Origin of the sequence: Aeribacillus pallidus, from assembly GCF_050478865.1 — a bacterium.
Lineage (GTDB): Bacteria > Bacillota > Bacilli > Bacillales > JACDOC01 > JACDOC01.
On sequence record NZ_JBCNBW010000041.1, the window covers coordinates 13171 to 35667 of the forward strand.

Genomic DNA, 22497 nt, shown 5'->3' on the forward strand with positions numbered 1-22497 from the left:
TAAGTGGTAAGAGGGTGTATGATTAGGAGGAAAAACGAACATGGAATTACTAAACTGTCCAACATGTAACGCGATTTTCGTAAAAAATAAATTCCGAGATGTATGTGAAAAATGTTTTCGCGAAGAAGAAAAAGCATACGAAACGGTGTACCAATTTTTACGGAAACGGGAAAATCGGGCAGCAACCATAAGTCAAGTCGTAGAAGCGACAGGGGTTGAAGAAGACCTTCTTTATAAGTTTATTCGTAAAGGACGTTTAAAACTGACACAGTTCCCGAATTTAGGCTACCCGTGTGATCGCTGCGGGAAGCTCATTCGAGAAGGTCGGATTTGTGACGTGTGCGCCCAAGAGATTAAGAGCGACCTTGAACAATTTCAAGCGGAGCAGGAACGTCAAAAAGAAATGAAGGAGAAAAATAAAACGTATTATACATTAGACAAACGATACGATTGACTTAACAAAGGCGAGTGTGTTTATCGATTTTTCTTTTATAATATAGATAGATTCAATTGCTTTCCTAAATGATGAACCATTCGTGTCGATATATAGATTAGAAGAGATAAGGACGGAAAAAAGGAGGGAAATTGTATGAAAATCCATCGTTTCGGTCCCATGGGAGTAAACCCGTATCAACGGAACTTCCAGCCATCAGCAGCAAACGTTAAAAAAGGGTCGAAGGTAAGCGATCAAGTAGAAATTTCTAAAGCGGCTAAACAAATGCAGCAGGCGTCCCAACTCATCAACGAACGCCAAGCGAAAGTGAACGAGCTAAAAATTCAAGTACAGAACGGTACGTACAAAGTAGATGCGAAAGCAGTGGCTAAAAGTATGGTGAACTTTTATTCGAATGGTGAGCGGTCATAGAAAGAAGGGATCGGTATGACGATTACGAACATTGTTGAGAATTTACAAGATTTATATGAACTTCACAATCAGTTATTAGAGCTGGGCATTCAAAAAACAGAGGTTATTAAAAAGGGACAATCTGATCAGCTACAAGAGATGATGAAACATGAACAAGCCCTGTTAGCGACCATTCAAAAAAAAGAAAACGAACGCCAACAGCTTGTTCAAGCATTTTTCCATCAGCATGGGGTATTAGACAAAGAGCAAACCATCTCCAATTGCCTTCCCTTCTGCCGTGAAGAAGAGCGAACACGATTGAGTGAAAAGCAGCAACAGCTTCTTCAAGTGATCGAACAATTAAAAGAACGGAACGAACTTAATCAACAACTTTTATACCAATCCCTTCAGTACGTGAATATAAGTTTGCATTTGCTAAGGCCACAACCGGAACAAACAACGTATTCGCATCCGATGAAACGAAACAACAATCATTCTACATCGATGTTTGATTCGAAAGCATAAGGCACTCGAACGGAAGAACGGAGGAAATAACCAATGAAATCCACATTTTTTGGATTGGAAATCGCCCGCAGAGGGTTGATGACTCAACAAACCGCTTTACAAACGGTAAGCCACAATATTGCTAATGCCAATACACCGGGATATTCACGTCAACGAGTGAACTTTGTCCAAACGGAACCATATCCAGCGGCGTCGTTAAACCGACCGCAAATTCCTGGTCAGATGGGGACAGGGGTAGAGGCCGGTTCCATTGAACGTGTTCGGGATCACTTTTTAGACGTTCAATATCGTGGGGAAAATAATAAATTAGGCTATTGGCAAACGAAACAAGAAGCGTTAAAGAAAATGGAAGAAATTATGAATGAGCCTTCTGAATCCGGATTGTCCCAAACGATGGATTTATTTTGGCAGTCATTGCAAGATTTGGCCGTAAACCCGATGAACCCAGGGGCTCGGTCGGTTGTCCGCCAACGGGGAATTGCCGTTGCTGAGACGTTTAATTATTTATCTTCTTCGTTAAACGGTGTACGCCAAGATTTAAAAAATGAAATTGAAGTAACAGAAAAACAAATTAACTCGTTGTTACAGCAAATTCACCAAATTAATAACCAAATTAGCGATGTCGAGCCACATGGGTATTTGCCCAATGACCTGTATGATGAACGAGATCGCCTTCTTGATGAGCTTTCGCAACTAGTGAATATCCAAGTAACCTATAAAAAAAATGATGGAAACTCGAAAGCCATTGCCGAAGGAAAAGCGATTGTTAAGCTCGTTACGGATGGAATGCCAGGAGCTACTCTTGTGGATGCCCTAGGTTACAACAAGGTAACTATTAATTTTAGCGGAAGTTCAGATACGGTAAACGAAATTTCGGTTGGAAGTACGGTGATTCGTGCGGACAATTTTACGTATAGTGGGAAATTAAGAGGCTTAATCGATTCATATGGGTTTGAGGACGGAAGTGGAAATGTAAAAGGTATTTATCCGAACATGCTCGCTGAATTAGATAGTTTAGCATATACGTTTGCTGTTCGCTTTAATGAACAACATGAAGATGGAAAGTCTCCAAATGTGATCGACGGTACATCCACATCAGTCCCTCCATTTTTTAAAGACAAAGAAAATGGAACGATTGATGGAACAACGCCAAAAGAAGGATTTGCGAGACGAATGGCTATTGCGGATGAAATTTTAGCTGATCTGAACAACATTGCGAACGCAGATGCATCGAATCCAGTACACGGAGATGCCCAAAATATTATAAAACTAGCCAATATTATCGTAAGTGAAAAATTAAATTACAGAACGTATCCTTCAACGTTTAAAGATTATTATGAATCCGTCATTGGCGATATGGCGGTGCAATCGCAAGAGGCGGTACGATTATCTTCTAATAGTAATGTATTACGCGAAGCAGTGGAACAACGCAGGATGTCGATGAGTTCGGTTTCTCTTGATGAAGAAATGACGAATATGATTCAGTTCCAGCATGCGTATAATGCAGCGGCTCGCATGATTACGTTACAAGACGAATTGCTCGACCGAATTATTAACGGCATGGGGACTGTAGGACGTTAAGGTAGGTGAAAAGTGATGCGTGTAACCCAAAGTATGTTAACTTCGAACTCGTTAAAACACCTTTCCAAAAGCTATGAACGCCTTGGAAAATTGCAGGACCAATTGGCGACTGGGAAAAAAATTACCCGTCCCTCTGATGATCCTGTCGTAGCAATGAAAGGGATGTATTATCGTTCGAACTTACAAGAGATTGAACAATATAAACGCAACCTTTCTGAGTTGTACTTGTGGATGGAAAACTCTGAAGCGGGGATTGAGCAAGCGAATAGCGGTTTACAACGGGTACGGGAGCTGGTGATCCAAGGTTCGAACGGAACGTTATCTCCTGAGGATTTACAATCGATTGCTAAAGAAATTGCCCAAATTAAAGAAGACTTAATTAGTGTGGCCAATACAAAAGTATCAGGAAGATATATTTTCCATGGAACGGATGTAAATAATTCCCCGCTAAAAAATCTCAATCCGCCGCAGGCAGCGGACAACATTACGGACCCTGTGCAACTGGCTAAAATTAATAGTTATAACATTGAAGTCTCAAGAGGCGTTTATTTACAAGCAAACGTCAATCCAGCAAACGTGTTTAGCCAGAAGCTTTGGGATACGGTACAAGGGATTCAAGATGCCCTTGATTCCGGAGACCAATCGAATTTAAATAACTTATTAAGTGACTTGGACGATGTCATGGACACGCTCTCGGCTGAACGTTCTGAACTTGGTGCCCGTTACAATCGATTGGAATTAGTGGATGACCGGTTAGCGCAACAAGAAGTGGTTGCTAACCGAATTTTGTCCGATAATGAGGATGCGGATATTGAACGGGTTATTACCGATTTAAAAACGCAAGAAAGTGTTCATCGTGCTGCGTTAGGTGTCGGTGCACGCATCATACAACCAACGCTTCTTGACTTTTTACGTTAAGCTATCTTGTGAAAGCGAGATAGCTTTTTTTAGGAGGGCATAGAACATGAATTTGCCGCAAATTAGATTAGAATCTACATTTGCAAAAATCGCTATTGTGACAACTCCGCCTGTTCAGGAAATTGAACAACCGCCAGCAGATCTTGACCTGCAGCAGCCTCCAGCGGAAATGAAGATTGAAACAACACCAGCCAAACTAACCATTGACCAAACAAAAGCATGGGAAGATATGGATCTTAAGCATATTTTCCGCCGTATTGAAGAATTTGCGCAACAAGGGTATGAAGATTGGCTGGAAGGAATGGCTCGTCTGTCTCGGCAAGGAGATGAGTTGATGAGAATTGAAGATGGCGGCAATCCGCTTGCTGAGCAGGCGAAAGAAAACAGCGAAGACCCAATGTATGAATTAAACGTTGGCTGGGTTCCCTCTCACTTTAGCGTCAAAACAAACTATGAACCAGCGAAAGTGCACATTGATGTAAAAGTCAATAAACCGATTAATAACACAAAAATAAACAAGCCGATGATCCACTATACACCGGGGAAAGTGACGATAGATCTTCCTCAACGCAATTCATTAAAAATAGATTTCGTCAATTTAAAGTTTGTTGGAATTAATTTTGAAATTTCTATTTGATAATAAAGGTGTGAAACGATGAAACTTCGTACAAAATATCATGGTGAAATTGAAATTAACGAAAAGGATATTTTTCATTTCGAGTTCGGTATTCCGGGTTTTTTGGATGAAAAACAATTTGTCCTATTGCCGTTTGAGGATACCCCGTTTGTCATTTTACAGTCAGTCAAAACACCAGAGCTCGGATTTGCGTTGATTGATCCGTTTATTTATTTTAAAGACTATAATTTTGAGCTTGATGAGCAGTCAGTTGCCCAACTGCAACTGTCTTCTGAAAAAGAAGTAGCGGTATATGTGATTCTCACCGTTGCTAACCCGTTTGACAACACAACCGCGAACTTGCAAGCGCCTATTGTGTTAAACTGTAAAAAGAAACTAGGGAAACAGGTTATTTTAACGAATACATCGTATATAACTAAACATAGGCTATTTCCGAACAAAGTCGAGACGAAATAAAGGGGGCGAGAACAAGATGCTAGTGTTAACACGCAAAATCAAAGAAGCGATTCAAATTGGCGACGACATCGAGATTATCGTTCTCGCCATCCAAGGCGATCAAGTGAAGCTTGGCATTAACGCACCGAAACATGTAGAAATTCACCGGAAAGAAATCTATCTCGCCATCCAAGCCGAAAACAGCGAAGCGTCTCTCGCCTCCAAATCATCGCTCGAGCGGTTGAACGAGCAATTGAAACACTTGTAAGAGGGGAAAAAAGCATGAGCGTCAGCATCGGCGGAGTGCCGGTCTAAGGCGTCGTCGCACGCATTGTTCAAGATAATAAGGCCATTGCCGAACAAGCCTTAAATGAAATGATTAACAAACATAAAGACGACACAGCGCACATCATCAAAGAAATCCAGCAGCCTTCGCATTTTCCCAATTTCTCGACATCAAAATCTAAAAAAATTTGCGCCAACCTATTTAACTTCCAAAAAACAAACCGATATAAAAAATGAACGCGGCATAGCGAAGAAAGGCGGCCGACTTTCTTCCTATCCGTGAATCTACCATTCCACAAGGACGTGGAATAAAAAATTTCAAGGAGGAAGAGAATATGAGAATTAACCACAACATTGCTGCATTGAACACGTATCGTCAATTAACGTCTGGTACGAATGCTGCATCAAAAAACATGGAGAAATTATCTTCAGGTCTTCGCATTAACCGCGCTGGCGATGACGCAGCAGGTCTTGCGATTTCTGAAAAAATGCGTGGACAAATTCGTGGGTTAGAGATGGCTGCTAAAAACTCACAAGACGCGATCTCTTTAATCCAAACAGCAGAAGGTGCATTAAACGAAACTCATTCAATTCTACAACGTATGCGTGAGTTAGCCGTTCAAGGTGCTAACGACACAAACACTACTGCAGACCGCAACAACATTCAGGACGAGTTAAACCAATTGCTGTCTGAAATTGACCGTATTTCTACAACGACACAATTCAACACTAAAAACTTATTAGACGGTTCATTTACAGGCACATTCCAAGTAGGTGCAAACAGTAATCAAATTATTTCATTGTCTATTAACTCAATGAGCACAGGCGCTCTTGACGTGGCTAGTATTTCTGTTGGTTCAAACTCACAAGCGAGCGTAGCTATCGCATCTATTGATAACGCAATTAGCTTGGTATCTCAAGAACGTTCTAAACTTGGTGCATATCAAAATCGCCTAGAACATACTATTAATAACTTAGAAACTTCAGCTGAAAACCTAACTGCTGCTGAATCTCGTATTCGTGATGTAGATATGGCGAAAGAAATGATGGCATTCACGAAGAATAACATCCTTACTCAAGCAGCACAAGCAATGCTTGCGCAAGCTAACCAACAACCGCAGGGTGTTCTTCAATTACTTCGCTAATATAATCAGAGTCCCTCTTCTTAGAAGAGGGACGTTTAAAAAAGTATCGTGTCTTTCCTACGATAAGAATGACACGATATTTTTTTAAGCGAATTAATTAAAAAGGATGTGTACCATGAAACCGTTATTATCGTTATGTATAATTGTGAAAAATGAAGAAAAAGTATTAAAACGTTGTCTTGATTCTGTACATGGCATTGTTGATGAAATTATTATTGTTGATACTGGGTCAACTGATTCCACAAAAGAAATTGCTCTAAAGTATGTAGATAAAATATATGAATTTGAGTGGACAAATAGCTTTGCGGATGCCCGAAATTACGCACAGAAGCAAGCAAACGGAGAATGGATCTTAGTTCTTGATGCAGATGAGTATGTTGATAGGGAAAGTCTGCAACAATTAGTAACGATATTAAAAAATTCAAAAGAAGATATAGATGGTTTTGATGTAACAATCTATAACTTCATGGGGACGTATGGAGAGCGCGTTCTTCAACATAAAAGCACAAGGATATATCGAAATGACCCTAATATTCACTATTATCGCGCCATTCATGAGCAACTAAAAAAAATGAAAATCAAGAGTTAACAAGAGAAACGATTCCTTTTATTATTTATCATTCAGGGTATATGACTCAAATAGTCAAAGAAAAGAATAAGAATGAGCGTAATGCGGAATTAATTGAAAAGGAATTGAATTCTTCTAATAGTAAAGGATTTGATTACTTTAATTTAGCTAACGAATATCTTTCTAAAGCAGAGGTGGAAGAGGCACTAAAATACTATTTAAAAGCTTACAAGCTGAAACCAGATTTTAGATTCAGCTGGGTTTCAATTTGTGTTGTTCAAATTATTTTATGTTTGAAATATTTAGAGAGATTTAATGATGCGTTAAACGTTATAAGCGATGCCGAGCATATTTACAGTGAAACTCCTGATTTCAAATATTTAAGAGGAGAAATTTATTATTTACAGCATAGATACGATGACGCTTTAGAAGTTTTAACTGAGCTAGTGAACAATAAACATAAATATCAAAGATTTATAAAGAGTATCGAATATTTAGAGTATGATCCTCACATTTTACTTGGGCATATTCATAAATATAAAGGAAATATTCAAGAGGCTGTTCACCATTATGTTAGTGCGCTATCTATAAATAATAAAAGTTATGAGGCACTATACAATGTGCTAGGATTATTAGTTAAATTTCACTCTGAGGATGAGATTATTCAATTTTTAGAAAAAAGAAATTGGTTTACTAATGAAAGGGATATATCTTTACTATTAAGAATTGTTCTTAGCCTAGGTTTGGAAACGATTGCTGAATATTATATTTCAAAGTTAAAAGAAGAAACACTTAGAAAAGGATTTCAAATTAAACTAAATATTATAAAAGGAGAATACGAAGAAGCAATTAAACAATTAATGAGTAGTTCTTTATATTCGTTAGAAACTTATATAAAAAATGGTTGCCTAGATTTATATGATGTTTTAATTGCTTCGCTAAGTGTTGACGAGCCAGAAGTTATCCGATTGTTGAGCAATATTGTGAGTGATGATAAGGAAAAAGAATTTTTACTATTTATCATAAACGAAACCGATCATATTCCAGAACAGACTTTTTATCTGCATTTGATCGAACGAACGATCCAGCTTAAAAAATATGACTTATTTGAACAATTAATATCTCTAAGAGATAAGTTTGAAAATAAAATCAATCTTTATCTCGGTCATCTGCTCCATCGTTACGAATTTATTGAGGTCGCTCTAGATTTTTATCAAAGCATTGAGGATTTTAATGATTTAGACGTACAAGGTTTTGCCAATATTATTGAAGGACTAGCAATCAGAAATCAAATTACAGAGGCAATTCAATACGGACTATTAGGAATCAAACTCGGTCATAACGATTTCCGATTATATAAATATGTATTAGAGTTAATGAAACTAAACGGATTGTCAGCAGAAAGAGATAATATATTGAAAAAAGCAAGAAATATTTACCCTGATAGTAAATGGTTGATGCAACAGGGAAATTAAGAGGGAGACTTACATGAAAACTAGTATTATCATTCTCACTCATAATCAATTGGATTATACAAAACAGTGTATAGAAAGTATTACTAAATATACAAAAGAAGGCAGTTACGAAATTATTATTGTTGATAACCACTCTACTGATGGTACGGTAGAGTGGTTAAAACAACAAAATAACATAAAGGTAATCTTTAATAATGAAAATCTAGGTTTTCCAAAAGGATGTAATCAAGGAATTGAGATGGCAACGGGGGAAAACATTCTTCTTTTAAACAATGATACGATAGTAACGAAAAATTGGTTGGATAATTTATTGACATGTTTATATAGCTCTGATGATATTGGAGCAGTTGGCCCAGTAACGAATTCAGCGGCTTATTATTCAACCATTCCTGTAAACTATACTTCTATTGATGAAATGCACCAATTTGCTGCAAGCTATAATGTACCAAATCCTGATAAATGGGAAGAACGGCTAAAACTCATAGGTTTTTGTATGCTAATTAAAAAGGAAGCATTTGATAAAGTCGGTTTGCTCGATGAGCGGTTTACACCGGGGAATTTTGAAGATGATGACTACTCTGTCCGATTGCGTAAAGCAGGATACCGTTTGCTACTTTGTAAAGATACGTTTATTCATCATTATGGGAGTATATCTTGGAAAAAAGACGTAAATACATATTCTAGGGTTTTGACTGAAAATGAAAAGAAATTTAAGGAAAAATGGGGGACAGATTCAAATTCATACAGAATTGATTATGAAATGGTTGAATTGATTACTGCTTCTAAAGAAAAAGCCATTCAAGTTCTTCACATTGGTTGCGGGTCTGGTGGAACTTTGCTGAAAGTGAAACATGAGTATCCTTTGGCACAATTATACGGTATAGAGAACAATTCATTTTCAGTTGAAGAAGCAAGCCGATTTGCTAATGTTATGAACAGTTTTGAGGACGAAGAAATACAAGAAAGAAAGTTTGATGTCATTTTATTTAGTGATGGCAACTTTAAGTTAGATGAATCGTTATTAAAATTTGTTGCAGAACACCTTAATAAAAATGGAATCTTTATTGCCAAAATTCCTAATATTGGTCATTATCTAGTGATACAAGAGCTACTAAATGGCGGTAATCCTGTTGTAAATCGTAACATGTATAGTTTTTCACAAATTGAACATTTACTAAAGGATGCTGGCTTTAAAATTTCAATATCTGGATTAAAACCTTTTATTAGTGATAATCAAAAGCAAGTTATTAATCAAATCATTGCTGTGCGAGGAGATGGTATTCGCCCGATGTTAGAATCAAGCTACTTTTTAGTCTCTGGTCAATTAGAGAACGGACAACTTTTGGATTTATTAGATAAATTCGTTTCGGGACAAAAAGTATTAGAAGAGTTAAATCATTATCCAACTGAAAGTATTATCGCAACGATTAAAGAAAATTATCATTCATCTGTTACGATACTTAACCAAATTGCTATTGAAAATTTTGCGGCAGGATATCATGAACACGTTCTTCCTTATCTGCAAACTGCTTTTGAGAAAGAACCAGATAATACGGATACTCTTTATAACTTAGCGTTCGTGTTACATTCATATGGGGAGAAAGAGTTAGCGAACGATTATTTATCTCGTATTAAAAATCCAGATGAGGAAGTTCGGAAATTATTCGAAGAAATGAATGAAGAGCCTTTAAAAAGAATTCAAGAGTTAACATTTTTATTGCGTCGATTAGAGTTTGGTATAGATGTAGAAGAAACTAAACAAAGCGTCATACAAAAATTTGAACAGGGGCAAATAGATGAACCATTAGTTAAAGAAGTGATAAATACAAGTATCATTGACAAAATCAATGTATTACAATCGATAGCTATTATCTGTTTTGAACAGGGACTTCATGAACAAGTATTACCGTATTTACAAACGGCTTATGAACTTGATCAAACGAACGAGGACACTCTCTATAACCTCGGTTATGTGTTGCTCTATTATGGAGAAAACGAATTGGCAGAACAATTTTTACAGCAAATTCAGCAGCCTGACGAAGCAGTATTAGATTTATTAAGGGCTGCAAGAGGAGAGTCTTTGTGATGAATGACAAAAAAATTGCGTTTATTTATTGTGTTAATAATCGAGCTTTATATGAAGAATCTGTACGGTATGTGAAATCTCTTCATGTTCCAGAGGGATATGAAATTGAATTTATTGCTATCGAGAGTGCTTCAAGTATTGCTTCAGGGTACAACCAAGGAATGAGGCAGACAGATGCAAAGTATAAAGTGTATTTGCATCAGGATGTGTTTATAGTTAATAAAAATTTCTTATATGATATTATTGCTCTTTTTGAAAAGTATCCTAAATTAGGGATGATTGGAGTAGCAGGAGCTAAAACAGTTCCGAAAAATGGAGTTTGGTGGGAGAGCACTCAACGATTTGGAAAGGTTTATGACAGTCATACAGGAGAAATGAAGTTATTAAGCTTTAAGGATACCGAACTAGATTATGAACCCGTTCAAGCTATCGATGGATTAATAATGATTACCCAGTATGATACCCCGTGGAGAGAAGATTTGTTTACGGGTTGGCATTTTTATGATCTCTCCCAATGTCAAGAATTTTTATTAGCCGGTTATGATGTAGGAGTTGTGCGCCAAAACGAGCCGTGGTGTGTTCATGACTGTGGTATAGTGAATGTGAAAAATGGATTTGATGATTATCGAAAAAAATTTATTGATGTTTATGGGGAAAATGTTCAGAGTTTAAACAAGAAATTTTCCCCCACAAAAAACAACAAACTTTTTCTAGTTTTAACCTTACATCGCTCTGGTTCTAGTGCAACAGCTGGTGTTATGAATTTACTAGGGATAGATATGGGCAAAAATTTGCTTCCTGCAAGTGAATCTAATAAGAAAGGGCACTTTGAAAATAGAGATTTTGTCATTAAAAACGAGCAAATTCTTAATAGTATTGGTGCAAGTTGGTATAATCCTCCAAATAAAAAAAGATTATTAGCTGTTATGATTAATCCACAGGAAATAAGGTATTTTTTATCCAAACAAGTAAAACCTTTTTGGGGATTAAAAGATCCAAGAACATTATTAACATTGGATCTATGGCTTCCTTATTTAAAAGAAATTTCTGATATCACCTATGTATTCGTTTCACGTCCATTCGAACAATGTGTTCGTTCTCTTGCAAAAAGAGAGAACATTAGTTTGAGTGATGCAGTAAAGATTCTGGCACCTTATTTACAAAATTATTATGAATATAAAGAAACTCTTACCAAAAATAATGAAGATGTAATTAGCGTTAATTTTGAAGAGCTTATTGAAAAACCTGAAAGGTTTGTTTCAGAAATTAATAAAAGATTAGGAAATCCAAGTTTGGAAAATATTGATAAAGTAAGAGAGTTTCTCGACAAAAAATTAAAAAATTTTTAGTTCTATTTGAACGTGTTGCAAAACACATAACCTATGCATAAATGTACGCAAAAAACCCACTTTTTTTAGAAATAATATACAGTGACCAAATACTTAATCCCAAAAGGTGGACACTTTCATGATTTCCAATTTTGTTATGGACATGCAATCGATAGCGAAACAGATCCTTATGCGACAGGTTGACCACTGATTCCGAAAAAATCATTGTTAAAATGTTTCTTTTTAAAAAGCTATTTTTCCATTGATTCTTTACGTCAGTTGGTTGAAACACTCGATAGATTTGGCTACTTTCAGCGTATTTGTGGACTCAAAGAGGTTCCGTAGCTTTCTACGTTTTCACGTGCAGGCAAGTGGTTTCAAGAACAGGAATTTTTTTCTGTTTTAACACCCAACTTCTGAAAGATTTAGGAAATTGACATCCAAAAGTGGTTATCATTTACAGTATGGTACCCCTAAGCAGTCTTTGTGGTTCTCAAGTAAGATGGGAAATATCGATTCGATATCAATGGTTTTAAATTACATCTTCGTACAACAGCAGAAGGAATCATTTTATCTCATGTCTTCACGACTGCTAATCTGATGCAACAGTGGCATCGGAATTATTTTAGTCTTTGTAGTCTTTGTAAGAATGGAACATCGAGATTGCGCTTGGTGATGTCGTGTATTGTTGATGGCAATTAAGAATTGTAGTGTTTGGCAATTAAGCATATGCATGAATTATTGCATATTTACCGCTTTACATGGAGTGGCGGGCATGATAGGCTGGTATGCCTTGCAAAGTCCTGTGGCTTGCCTCCTTTGCCAGAAAGCATGCCCGCAGAGGCTCCATGTCAAGCGACAAGAGGTATGAAATTTTATACAGATAATTGTATATACTTATTTGCTATTTAATACATTTTTTAATTGCCAAAAACATGTATGACAGCGAGCACATCCGTAAAACGGCGGAACAAGTCGAAATCTTTTTCGTCTCTCCGATTAACCGCCGCAATTGGTGATGAGCGAAAAGATGCCTATGGTCGGTTCATTCCTGTTTTTTTGAAAACAAGACTTTGGAAGTGGCTGTTTGGTCTTCGCAGTGTCATCGAACAAGTATTGAACTAATTGATGATCAAGGAGTTAGAACAACCATGGTGGTATGGGTTTCATCGCTATCTGTTGAATGTACAATTATGCATACTCATGCACAATTTTGAGTTTTTACTCTAGTTTTGCAACATCTATTAATTTCTTAAATCATTTGCAGGAGGATTACTAAATGAAAGGCATCATCCTCGCAGGTGGAACAGGTTCTCGCCTTTATCCACTTACGAAAGTAACAAACAAACACTTGCTGCCAGTCGGCAAATATCCGATGATTTACCATGCAATTTATAAATTGAAAGAGGCTGATATTACTGACATTTTAATTGTGACTGGACGCGAACATATGGGGGACGTTGTTAATCTGTTAGGCAGCGGTTCTGAATTTGATGTTCAGTTTACATATAAAGTACAGGATCAAGCTGGTGGAATTGCGCAAGCGCTAGGATTATGCGAAGCGTTTGTAGGCAATGATTTAATGACGGTTATTTTGGGAGATAATGTATTTTCCGATAGTATTGTTCAATATGTTAAAGATTTTAAAGAACAAGGAACGGGAGCGAAAATTTTAATTAAAGAAGTTGAGGACCCTGAGCGATTTGGGGTACCTGAACTTGAAGGTGATCGAATTAAGAGTATTGAAGAAAAACCAAAGAAGCCGAAAAGCCGTTATGCGGTTACAGGAATTTATATGTATGATGCTAAAGTATTTGACATTATTAAAACGTTAAAGCCGTCTGCACGAGGCGAGTTAGAAATTACCGATGTGAATAACGCTTACATTGAACGGAATGAACTGATGTATGATATTTTGGATGGATGGTGGACGGATGCCGGTACGCATACATCCTATTTGCGGGCTAATGAACTTGCGAAAGATGTAAATTTTGGTGGTTTGTTTAATAAAAACATGAAATAATCGAAGGATGAATGGGATGAGAGTTATTCAAACAAAATTTGACGGTGTGTTTGTATTTGAGCCTACCGTTTACAAAGATGAGCGTGGTTTTTTTATGGAAAGTTATAATGAACAAACATTTCGTAAATTAGGTTTCGACCTTCGATTTGTGCAAGATAACCATTCTCTTTCCGTAAAAACAGGAACGATTCGTGGGTTACACTATCAACTAAATCCAAAAGCCCAAACAAAACTAGTTCGTGTTACTCGCGGTGCTATTTATGATGTGATCGTTGATATTCGTAAAGGTTCACCGACGTTTGGGAAATGGCAAGGCTTTATTTTGAGTACGGACAATAAACGACAATTGTTAGTTCCTAAAGGGTTCGCACATGGTTTTTGTACATTGGTAGAGAACACAGAAGTTCAATATAAAGTTGACGAATATTATTCACCTGAGCATGATCGAGGGATTCTTTGGAATGATCCAGCGTTAGGGATTGATTGGCCAGTAACTGATCCTGTTCTTTCGGAAAAAGATGCAAATCATCCACTGTTAGCGGATGCAGAAATTAATTTTGTGTGGGAGAGAACTCTATGAATCTTCTAGTAACCGGTGGAGCAGGCTTTATCGGTAGCAATTTTGTGCGTTATATGTTGAATAAATATCCTCAATATAAAATCGTTAATTACGACTTATTAACTTATGCTGGTAATTTAGAAAATTTAAAAGATATTCAAGAAAATCCACAGTATGTCTTTGTTAAAGGTGATATTAGAAATTATCAACTTGTTGATTATATTATAAAGTCTCATCATATTGATGTAATTGTTAATTTCGCTGCTGAATCGCATGTTGACCGCAGTATTTCTGACCCAAGTGTTTTTGTTAAAACAAACGTATTGGGGACTCAGGTATTGTTAGATGTAGCGAAGGCGAACAATATTCAAAAGTATGTCCAAATTTCTACGGATGAAGTGTACGGCAGTTTAGGAGATACAGGGTATTTTACGGAAGAAACTCCGCTTGCTCCAAATAGCCCTTACTCAGCAAGTAAGGCCAGTGCGGATTTACTTGTAAGAGCATATCATGAAACATATGGATTAAACGTGAATATTACACGTTGCTCGAATAACTATGGACCATATCATTTTCCAGAAAAGCTAATTCCATTAATGATAACAAATGCATTAGAAGGTAAAGATCTTCCTATTTATGGTGATGGTCAAAATATTCGCGATTGGCTTCATGTTAAAGATCACTGTGCCGCTATTGATTTAGTTATTCATAAGGGCAAGTCAGGAGAAGTATATAATATCGGCGGACATAATGAACGGACAAATAACGAAATAGTCCATTTAATTGTTGAAAAACTTGGAGTTTCAAAGTCGTTAATTAAATATGTAGCGGATCGTCCAGGGCATGATCGCCGCTATGCAATCGATCCTACGAAAATTATGACAGAACTTGGTTGGAAACCACAATATACGTTTGACAAGGGAATTGAGGAAACTATTCAATGGTACATCAATAATCCAGATTGGTGGAAACGTATTAAATCCGGAGAGTACATGACTTATTATCAAAAGCAATATGGTGAAAGAGAATGAGTAAACAAAAAATATTAGTTACTGGCGCCAAAGGACAACTCGGTACAGATACGGTCAAATTGCTAAAAGACATGGAATATGAAGTATATGGATATGGCCGAGAAGAACTCGATATAACTGATTTTAAGCAAGTTAAAAATGTTATTGACCATATCCAACCTAATGTCGTTATCCACGCTGCTGCTTATACAAAAGTAGATACAGCAGAATCCGAACCAGATCAAGCATTTTTAGTTAATGCATACGGAACAAGAAACATAGTCGTAGCGTCAGAACATATAGGCGCTAAGTTTGTTTATATAAGCACCGATTATGTGTTTGACGGCACCGCGAATGTGCCTTATAACGAGTTTGCTTTTACGAATCCGATAAGCGTATATGGAAAAAGTAAACTAGCCGGTGAACAGTTTGTAAGAGACCTTCACTCTAAATTTTTTATTATTCGAACATCTTGGGTTTACGGAGAACACGGAAATAATTTTGTGAAAACAATGTTAAAGCTTGCACAGGAACAAAAAGAATTGTTCGTGGTTGATGACCAGATTGGATGTCCAACTTATGCAGTTGATTTAGTTAGCTGCATTTTTCAACTTATTCAGACTGAAAAATATGGAGTCTACCATATTTCTAATTCAGGCCATTGCTCTTGGTATGAATTTGCAAAAGCTATTTTCGAAGAGGCTAATGTTAACATAGTAGTTAATCCATGTAAAACAAAAGATTATCCAAGATCGGCTCAACGCCCTGCGTATTCTGTATTGGATCATGTGGCTTTACGATTAAATGGCTTTAAGGAATTAAGGCATTGGCGAGAGGCATTAAAGGAATTTATTAAAATTTATGGGGTGAAACCTTGTCAACATTAGCATTAGTCATGATTGTAAAGAATGAAGAACGGCATCTTAGCCGTTGTTTGCAAAGTGTCAAAGATATTGTCGATGAGATAGTTATTGTCGATACAGGATCTACGGATCGCACAAAGGAAATAGCTTATTCATTTGGTGCTAAAGTATTCGATTTTGAATGGATTAATGATTTTTCCGCTGCTCGGAATTACGCACTTGAAAAATCTACAAGTGATTGGAACTTAGTATTGGATGCAGATGAATATATTATTAATGATTGCGGAAGCATTATACGTAACTTTATAGAAAAAAACGACAGAGTAATTGGTCGGATTAAAAGGATTGATGAATTTATTCAAGATGGCGAGAAGAGGTATGCACAGTCTTATCTATCTCGATTACTGCCTAAAGGGGTAAAATATGTCGGAAGCATTCACGAACAGGTAGAGTCTGATTTACCAAGGAAAAACTTGGATATAGAAGTGTATCATGACGGATATATTCATACAGATAAAACGGATCGAAACCTCAAGTTGTTGTTGCTAGAAGCTGAGAGACGACCGCTTGATGATTATATTTTGTATCAAGTAGGAAAACAATATAAGTTGCAGCAACAACTGCAACAAGCGGAATTATATTTTGAAAAGAGTTATCATCTTGCTCCATTCCAATCATGGTACCGCCATAGTCTAGTTATTGATTATTTATATACGAGTATAGGAAATAAATCGTTCGAGAAAGGCTTAAAATTGATTGAAAACGAGCGTGACAGATTTGCCGATTCTCCAGATTTCTATTTCGCATGTGGTTTATTTTATATGGACTTAATTTTTAGCAATGTTAATAAATATATTCATTTATTTCCGTTCATTGAAAAATCTTTTCTTCGCTGTTTAGAAATAGGGGATACGGATAAGTATGACAGTGTGAAAGGTACAGGAAGTTTCCTTGCTTCTTACAATTTAGGAGTATTCCATGAGGTTCTTGGTAATACTGATAAAGCCATTTCATTCTATCAACAAGCAGCCAAAGAACAATATGAAAGAGCTATAAAACGCTTAGAACTTTTAAGGTAGTTCTTATAGAGATTGGCTTAATCTAATTATAATGCCACAAGCAGCTTCAAAGTTACTTTTGCTAATTTGGTTCTTAGAAAATAACGAATAACCAATCAGAGAGTCTACCATTAGTAGGCTCTATTTTTTAGGATTGAACAGAACATATATTCGTATTTATGTTATAATGAAATAGAGGTGATCATATGGATGATCTAAATTATTATAGAAGCATTTGCCATTCCGAGTTATCTCAACTACCGCTTGTGAATCTCTATAAGGAAGTTAGCATTGGAAAAAGAAAGGTCCTTCCTTCAGGCACGTGGGAAAAAGACGAAAATGTGATCATTCTTGTTCGTTATGCATTAGAAGTGAATCTTGGTTTGAAGAAGGAACAAATCCCCAAGATCAACAGAGCCATCATAAAGGAACAGAAGCTTTGGGGAGCTTTAAACCGTTTTAAATCTATTCCTAAATTAATTCAATTTGTATATCCCGGCCGATATAATGAGTTTGATTTCAGTCGAGTGCCAATTAATTACTGGAGCGATACTCAAAATATACGAGATCGATTGGAATGGTATTTGCGAAGAGAGGGGGTAAGGATAGAGGAGATACCGCAAAAAGTGAATTATGATTTGTTAATTAAATGGGGAATTTCTAACCCGCTAAAGCGATATGGTGATTCTCCGTTTCGCTTGATCGATACTTTATACCCCGGTGTATTTAAAGAAACAGATTTTAAAAAAATTCCCCATCGCTATGCAAACAATAGCAATTTTTTGAGGGAACAATTCCTAGATATGTTGACGAAAGAAAACATCTCCCTTGAAGATGCCTCAAAGAAAGTAACTCAACAGATGCTGATTAAATACCGCTTTAGTGGTGTTTTAAAAAAGCATCAAGGTTCCCCATCGAAATTGATGTCATATCTTTTTCCAGGCTTATTTTCTGCTGATAGCTTTCATATGAAACCAAATGGTTACTGGAAAGATATTTCGAATGTGAAACGTGCTATCATGGACTTGATTGAAAAGGAAGGAATAGCGGAAGAGGATGTTCCAAAGTTTTTTACGAAAAAAAGGTTAATGCAAGAGGGATTAGGTGGACTGTTACATGAATATAACGGCTCTCCAATTGAAATTGTGAACGCTGTCTTTCCGGGAAAATATGAGATTACAGAGTTCCAGCGGGTACCTAATCAATATTGGTATTCTCAAAAAAATAGAGTGCAAGCATTAAGAACTTTTTGTGAAAAGAGAAAGATTAGTAGAGAGTCGTTGCCGCTTTTAAATCGTGCATACTTCCAAAAACATTTCCCCAGATTTATCAGTATGGTCGATCGGCATTATGATAGTAAATTTTACCGTTGGATTATTGAGTCATTCCCCGAATATACATTTCAGCCTGAGGAATTTAATTTGTTAGTCGGGATTGACGGACAATTGTGTGATTCAAAAGAGGAACTGACCATCCATAATTTTTTAATTCAGACATTCGTATCTACAAAAGTAATTAGAGAAAGTCAGCGCTTTGTGAACTATCGATACGAGGAAGTGTATATCCCCGATTGGATTATTTATCAAAATGACCGAAAATTCATAATAGAGTATTTTGGTTTGTATGGTTCGAGTCGTTATAAAGCATATACCGAAAAAGCGGATAGAAAAATTGAATTTTTTCAATCATTAAAGGACTATAAGTTAATCGCAATTATGCCTGATGATTTTAAGGAAAAAGGGTTTCGCACAATTGCGTCCCTTTTGATTAGTAATGGGATACAGCTTAATGTTAGCTGTTCTCATTGTTACTGAAGAAGGTGATACAATGATCATTCTAAAACAAGGCAATCTCTTGGAAGATGAAGCAGAAGCCTTAGTGAATACGGTCAATTGTGTTGGTGTGATGGGGAAAGGAATTGCGTTGCAATTTAACCAAGCTTACCCAGAAGTGTTTTCTGAATATGAAAAAGCTTGTCGTCGTGAAGAAGTTCGACCGGGTAAAATGCATGTTGTTTCTAGAGAATCACTTTTTAATCCGAAGTATATTATCAATTTTCCGACAAAACGCCATTGGAAAAATAAATCCCGAATGGAAGATATCGAATCAGGGTTGATCGATTTGGTAAAGGTCGTTAAGGATCTTGATATAAAATCTATTGCTATCCCACCGCTTGGCTGTGGAAATGGCGGACTTAGCTGGGATGAAGTACGCCCTAAAATTGAAGCGGCTTTTGAAAATTTAAAAGATGTAGAAGTGCATTTATACGAGCTGGTAGGAAGCCCGAAGCCTGACTAAATAAAAATACGTACGGAACAACTGAAAATGACAAGAGCAAGAACATTATTTCTGCTAATGTATGATTACACAATTCCAGGTTATCGTCTATCTTTGCTTGAAGTGCAAAAGTTAGCGTATTTTCTTCAAGCAGTAGGGGAACCTCTTAAACTAAGATTTGAAAAAAGTAAATACGGTCCATATGCTGAAAACTTAAACCATGTGTTATTACGTCTTGATGGTCATTTTATTCGTGGTTTTGTTGACCGTAGCAGAGATGCGGAAATTTACTTAATATCGGATGTAGCCCAAAAAGCTGAGCAGTATTTGAAGGGAGATTCCGAAGCCCATGAACATTTAGGAAGAGTACGGGATATTATTCAAGGGTTTGAAACTCCATACGGGCTAGAATTGCTTTCAACCGTACATTGGATTGTTAAAGAAAATCCAGATATAAAGGATGATATTCAATCAATCGTTGAAGAAGTTCATAACTGGAACGAACGGAAGCAGAAGATATTTAAAGAGAAGCATATTACAAAAGTTTGGCAGCATTTGAAAGGAATAGGAATGCTTAATTAATAAAAATGCTTGTAGATCATGCCTCACTCAATTCAGGGAGTGGGGCTTTTATTGTCAGTATAAATCTTAGATTAAATGAAAGGATATTTACTCACCTGCTTCAGTTCAAAAGACCTACACATATCGTTAATAACTGTATGCTCAAGCGCAACAGAAAAAACAAGGCATTAGCTTGGCTAGCGCCTCTTTTTATGCCAGTTAATAGAGTATTAACCTTTTTATTCCTCTATTTTATTCATAATAATATCGTTTGTTTATGTGCAAAATGACTTCACATTTTCTCTTTCCTAACCGATATAAATAATAGATAGCGTTTATACAAAGGAGCGGGCGGATTATGACGATTGAGCGTATTTCTTCACTATCTTCTTCCTCTTACTTGTATGAAAATGTTCTTAATGAAAAAACAGCAAGTATTGTAGATTCGCAAAAAATGGATATCTCTAGCGTAATAGAAGAGAAAAAAGAAACACAAGGAGTATCAAAAGAACAACTTGAGGAAATTGTGAAGGGAATGAATGAGTTCCTTCAGCCGAGCCATACATCATTAAAATTTGAACTTCACGATAAGTTAAAGGAATATTACGTGAAAATCATTGACGAACGGACGAATGAAGTGGTTCGTGAAATTCCTCCGAAAAAACTTCTTGACATGTATGCGACGATGATGCAGTTTGTCGGCTTAATTGTTGATAAAAAAATTTAAGGATGGTGAGTTTCGGTGAGCACGATGCGCATTGGCGGTTTGGCGAGTGGTATGGATATTGATCAGCTTGTAAAAGATTTAATGAGAGCAGAGCGTATGCCATTGGATAAACTATATCAAAAAAAGCAAATTCTTGAATGGCAGCGTGATGATTATCGTGAGATGAATAAATTATTACAAGAACTGGATACGTTTATTTTCGATGGTGTATTCAAGCAAAGTACATTTTTGAAAAAAGCGGTTACAAGTTCGGATGAGAGTGTTGTTACTGCCGTAGCGACAAACGTGACTGCTAATCAAACTGTTGAGTTAAAGGATATTACGCAGCTGGCTTCAGCAGCAAGATGGACATCTGAGACAGCGATTAAAACAACAGCGGCAGATAATAAAATTGATCCAAACGCAAAGTTAAACACGGTTACGTTTACGACAAGCGGCGGTAGCGTTCAGTTTGCGGGCTCCGTGACATTAAAGTTTGATATAATGAATCCTGGAAGCACAACAGTAGAAACAGCCGAGATTACAATTGACCCGTCTACCGATACGTTAAACTCTGTCATTACTAAAATTAATCAAAACACAAAATTAGGTGTTAGCGCGTTTTATGACGAAGTAACACAAAAACTTGTTATTACGAAAAATGAAACAGGCAGCGGGGCATCGATTAAAGTTGTATCAGGTGCTAACTTTTTAAAAGAGCTTGGATTTACGTCCGCTTCTGACGGGGCAGAATTAACAGGAAAAACAAATGGACAAAATGCTAAGTTTACTATTAACGGATTAGCGACAGAGCGTACGACCAATACATTTACAATTAATGGAATGACTTATACGTTAAAGAACACAAAAACAACAGGAACTGTAACGATTTCTACTGCAACAGATACGGACTCAATTTTCAACTCTATCAAAGCATTCGTTGATAAATACAACGAAGTCATCAGCAAAATTAACGCCGAGCTTAAAGAAGAACGCTACCGAGATTACCCACCACTCACTGATGAGCAAAAAGAAGCGATGACGGAAAAGCAAGTGGAGCTTTGGGAGGAAAAAGCGCGGAGCGGGATGTTGCGAAACGATTCGATTTTATCGAGCGGTCTAAGTAAGATGCGGATGGCTCTTTATATGAAAGTAGAAGGTTCTAATATTACGAGCGGATTTTCTCAGTTGGCAGAAATCGGTATTACGACTTCCTCCAACTATTTAGATGGTGGTAGACTCATTATTGATGAGATAAAGCTGCGCGAGAAAATCCAAGAAAACCCAGATGCGATTTATCGTTTGTTTAATAACGATAGCACCAATTACTCAGAAAAAGGCATTGCCCGTCGATTAAGAGATACGATTAAAGACACCATCGGCAAAATTGAACAAAAAGCGGGTAAGACACTTTGGACAAACCAACAATTTGCGATCGGTCGAAACTTAAATCAAATTGACGATCAAATCGATCGTTTTGAAGACCGTCTCGTTGAAATCGAAGACCGCTATTGGCGTCAATTTACAGCGATGGAAAAGGCGATTAACCAATATAATTCTCAAGCCATGTATCTTATGAATGCCTTTGGTGGCGGTATGCAATAATTCCTAAA

The 22497-nt window shown here is 36.8% G+C and carries 23 protein-coding genes and 3 pseudogenes; all 26 read left to right on the plus strand.

Annotated features, from left to right (window positions below):
• Positions 1 to 40: 40 nt before the first annotated feature.
• The 26 genes and pseudogenes from ABES52_RS10215 (at position 41) to ABES52_RS10340 (ending at position 22489) form a co-directional block, all read left to right on the plus strand.
• Positions 41 to 454 (plus strand): TIGR03826 family flagellar region protein, encoded by a 414-nt coding sequence (locus ABES52_RS10215; RefSeq protein ID WP_429651060.1) that lies wholly within the window; start codon positions 41 to 43, stop codon positions 452 to 454.
• Positions 455 to 589: 135 nt separating this feature from the next.
• Positions 590 to 865: a flagellar biosynthesis anti-sigma factor FlgM gene (gene flgM / locus ABES52_RS10220; RefSeq protein ID WP_429651061.1), complete on the plus strand. Its 276-nt coding sequence runs from the start codon at positions 590 to 592 to the stop codon at positions 863 to 865.
• A 15-nt stretch (positions 866 to 880) separates the two neighbouring features.
• On the plus strand, positions 881 to 1369 hold the full coding sequence (locus ABES52_RS10225; RefSeq protein ID WP_429651062.1) for a flagellar protein FlgN: 489 nt from the start codon (positions 881 to 883) through the stop codon (positions 1367 to 1369).
• 33 nt (positions 1370 to 1402) lie between these two features.
• Positions 1403 to 2950 (plus strand): flagellar hook-associated protein FlgK, encoded by a 1548-nt coding sequence (gene flgK / locus ABES52_RS10230; RefSeq protein ID WP_429651063.1) that lies wholly within the window; start codon positions 1403 to 1405, stop codon positions 2948 to 2950.
• Between the two features lie 15 nt (positions 2951 to 2965).
• Positions 2966 to 3868 (plus strand): flagellar hook-associated protein FlgL, encoded by a 903-nt coding sequence (flgL, locus tag ABES52_RS10235; protein WP_429651064.1) that lies wholly within the window; start codon positions 2966 to 2968, stop codon positions 3866 to 3868.
• A gap of 46 nt (positions 3869 to 3914) precedes the next feature.
• A complete protein-coding gene (locus ABES52_RS10240) occupies positions 3915 to 4505 on the plus strand; it encodes a DUF6470 family protein (protein WP_429651065.1) in 591 nt (196 codons plus the stop codon).
• A gap of 18 nt (positions 4506 to 4523) precedes the next feature.
• Positions 4524 to 4961, plus strand: a complete 438-nt coding sequence (gene fliW, locus ABES52_RS10245; protein ID WP_429651066.1) for a flagellar assembly protein FliW — start codon at positions 4524 to 4526, stop codon at positions 4959 to 4961.
• Positions 4962 to 4977: 16 nt separating this feature from the next.
• Positions 4978 to 5208 (plus strand): carbon storage regulator CsrA, encoded by a 231-nt coding sequence (gene csrA, locus ABES52_RS10250; RefSeq protein ID WP_429651067.1) that lies wholly within the window; start codon positions 4978 to 4980, stop codon positions 5206 to 5208.
• Between the two features lie 14 nt (positions 5209 to 5222).
• Positions 5223 to 5407: pseudogene (locus ABES52_RS10255) on the plus strand (hypothetical protein).
• A 153-nt stretch (positions 5408 to 5560) separates the two neighbouring features.
• Positions 5561 to 6370 (plus strand): flagellin N-terminal helical domain-containing protein, encoded by an 810-nt coding sequence (locus ABES52_RS10260; protein ID WP_429651068.1) that lies wholly within the window; start codon positions 5561 to 5563, stop codon positions 6368 to 6370.
• A gap of 115 nt (positions 6371 to 6485) precedes the next feature.
• On the plus strand, positions 6486 to 6959 hold the full coding sequence (locus ABES52_RS10265; RefSeq protein ID WP_429651069.1) for a glycosyltransferase family 2 protein: 474 nt from the start codon (positions 6486 to 6488) through the stop codon (positions 6957 to 6959).
• Between the two features lie 41 nt (positions 6960 to 7000).
• A complete protein-coding gene (locus ABES52_RS10270) occupies positions 7001 to 8413 on the plus strand; it encodes a tetratricopeptide repeat protein (RefSeq protein ID WP_429651070.1) in 1413 nt (470 codons plus the stop codon).
• Positions 8414 to 8426: 13 nt separating this feature from the next.
• Positions 8427 to 10499, plus strand: a complete 2073-nt coding sequence (locus ABES52_RS10275; protein WP_429651071.1) for a glycosyltransferase — start codon at positions 8427 to 8429, stop codon at positions 10497 to 10499.
• A complete protein-coding gene (locus ABES52_RS10280; protein ID WP_429651072.1) occupies positions 10499 to 11848 on the plus strand; it encodes a glycosyltransferase in 1350 nt (449 codons plus the stop codon). The genes ABES52_RS10275 and ABES52_RS10280 overlap by 1 nt, the downstream gene beginning before the upstream one ends.
• Positions 11849 to 11977: 129 nt before the next feature.
• Positions 11978 to 12513, plus strand: a pseudogene (locus ABES52_RS10285) (transposase); the annotation flags it as partial.
• Between the two features lie 249 nt (positions 12514 to 12762).
• Positions 12763 to 13057 (plus strand): annotated as a pseudogene (locus ABES52_RS10290) (ISNCY family transposase); the annotation flags it as partial.
• Positions 13058 to 13106: 49 nt separating this feature from the next.
• Positions 13107 to 13850, plus strand: a complete 744-nt coding sequence (locus ABES52_RS10295) for a sugar phosphate nucleotidyltransferase (protein WP_429651073.1) — start codon at positions 13107 to 13109, stop codon at positions 13848 to 13850.
• Between the two features lie 16 nt (positions 13851 to 13866).
• The gene (gene rfbC, locus ABES52_RS10300; RefSeq protein ID WP_429651074.1) at positions 13867 to 14430 is read left to right on the plus strand and encodes a dTDP-4-dehydrorhamnose 3,5-epimerase; all 564 of its coding nucleotides are present in this window, start codon (positions 13867 to 13869) and stop codon (positions 14428 to 14430) included.
• On the plus strand, positions 14427 to 15440 hold the full coding sequence (gene rfbB, locus ABES52_RS10305; RefSeq protein WP_429651075.1) for a dTDP-glucose 4,6-dehydratase: 1014 nt from the start codon (positions 14427 to 14429) through the stop codon (positions 15438 to 15440). Before rfbC ends, rfbB begins: the two co-directional genes overlap by 4 nt.
• Positions 15437 to 16306 carry a dTDP-4-dehydrorhamnose reductase gene (rfbD, locus tag ABES52_RS10310; RefSeq protein ID WP_429651076.1) on the plus strand — a complete coding sequence of 290 codons (870 nt, stop codon included), beginning with the start codon at positions 15437 to 15439 and terminating at the stop codon, positions 16304 to 16306. Before rfbB ends, rfbD begins: the two co-directional genes overlap by 4 nt.
• Positions 16294 to 17361 (plus strand): glycosyltransferase family 2 protein, encoded by a 1068-nt coding sequence (locus ABES52_RS10315; RefSeq protein WP_429651077.1) that lies wholly within the window; start codon positions 16294 to 16296, stop codon positions 17359 to 17361. The genes rfbD and ABES52_RS10315 overlap by 13 nt, the downstream gene beginning before the upstream one ends.
• A gap of 185 nt (positions 17362 to 17546) precedes the next feature.
• The gene (locus ABES52_RS10320) at positions 17547 to 19154 is read left to right on the plus strand and encodes a DUF4046 domain-containing protein (RefSeq protein WP_429651078.1); all 1608 of its coding nucleotides are present in this window, start codon (positions 17547 to 17549) and stop codon (positions 19152 to 19154) included.
• Complete coding sequence (gene darG / locus ABES52_RS10325) at positions 19129 to 19638, plus strand: type II toxin-antitoxin system antitoxin DNA ADP-ribosyl glycohydrolase DarG (RefSeq protein WP_429651079.1); 510 nt, start codon at positions 19129 to 19131, stop codon at positions 19636 to 19638. Before ABES52_RS10320 ends, darG begins: the two co-directional genes overlap by 26 nt.
• A gap of 27 nt (positions 19639 to 19665) precedes the next feature.
• Positions 19666 to 20199, plus strand: a complete 534-nt coding sequence (locus ABES52_RS10330) for a hypothetical protein (protein ID WP_429651080.1) — start codon at positions 19666 to 19668, stop codon at positions 20197 to 20199.
• Between the two features lie 337 nt (positions 20200 to 20536).
• Positions 20537 to 20905, plus strand: a complete 369-nt coding sequence (gene flaG, locus ABES52_RS10335) for a flagellar protein FlaG (RefSeq protein WP_429651081.1) — start codon at positions 20537 to 20539, stop codon at positions 20903 to 20905.
• A 24-nt stretch (positions 20906 to 20929) separates the two neighbouring features.
• Positions 20930 to 22489 carry a flagellar hook-associated protein 2 gene (locus tag ABES52_RS10340; RefSeq protein ID WP_429651104.1) on the plus strand — a complete coding sequence of 520 codons (1560 nt, stop codon included), beginning with the start codon at positions 20930 to 20932 and terminating at the stop codon, positions 22487 to 22489.
• Positions 22490 to 22497 lie beyond the last annotated feature (8 nt).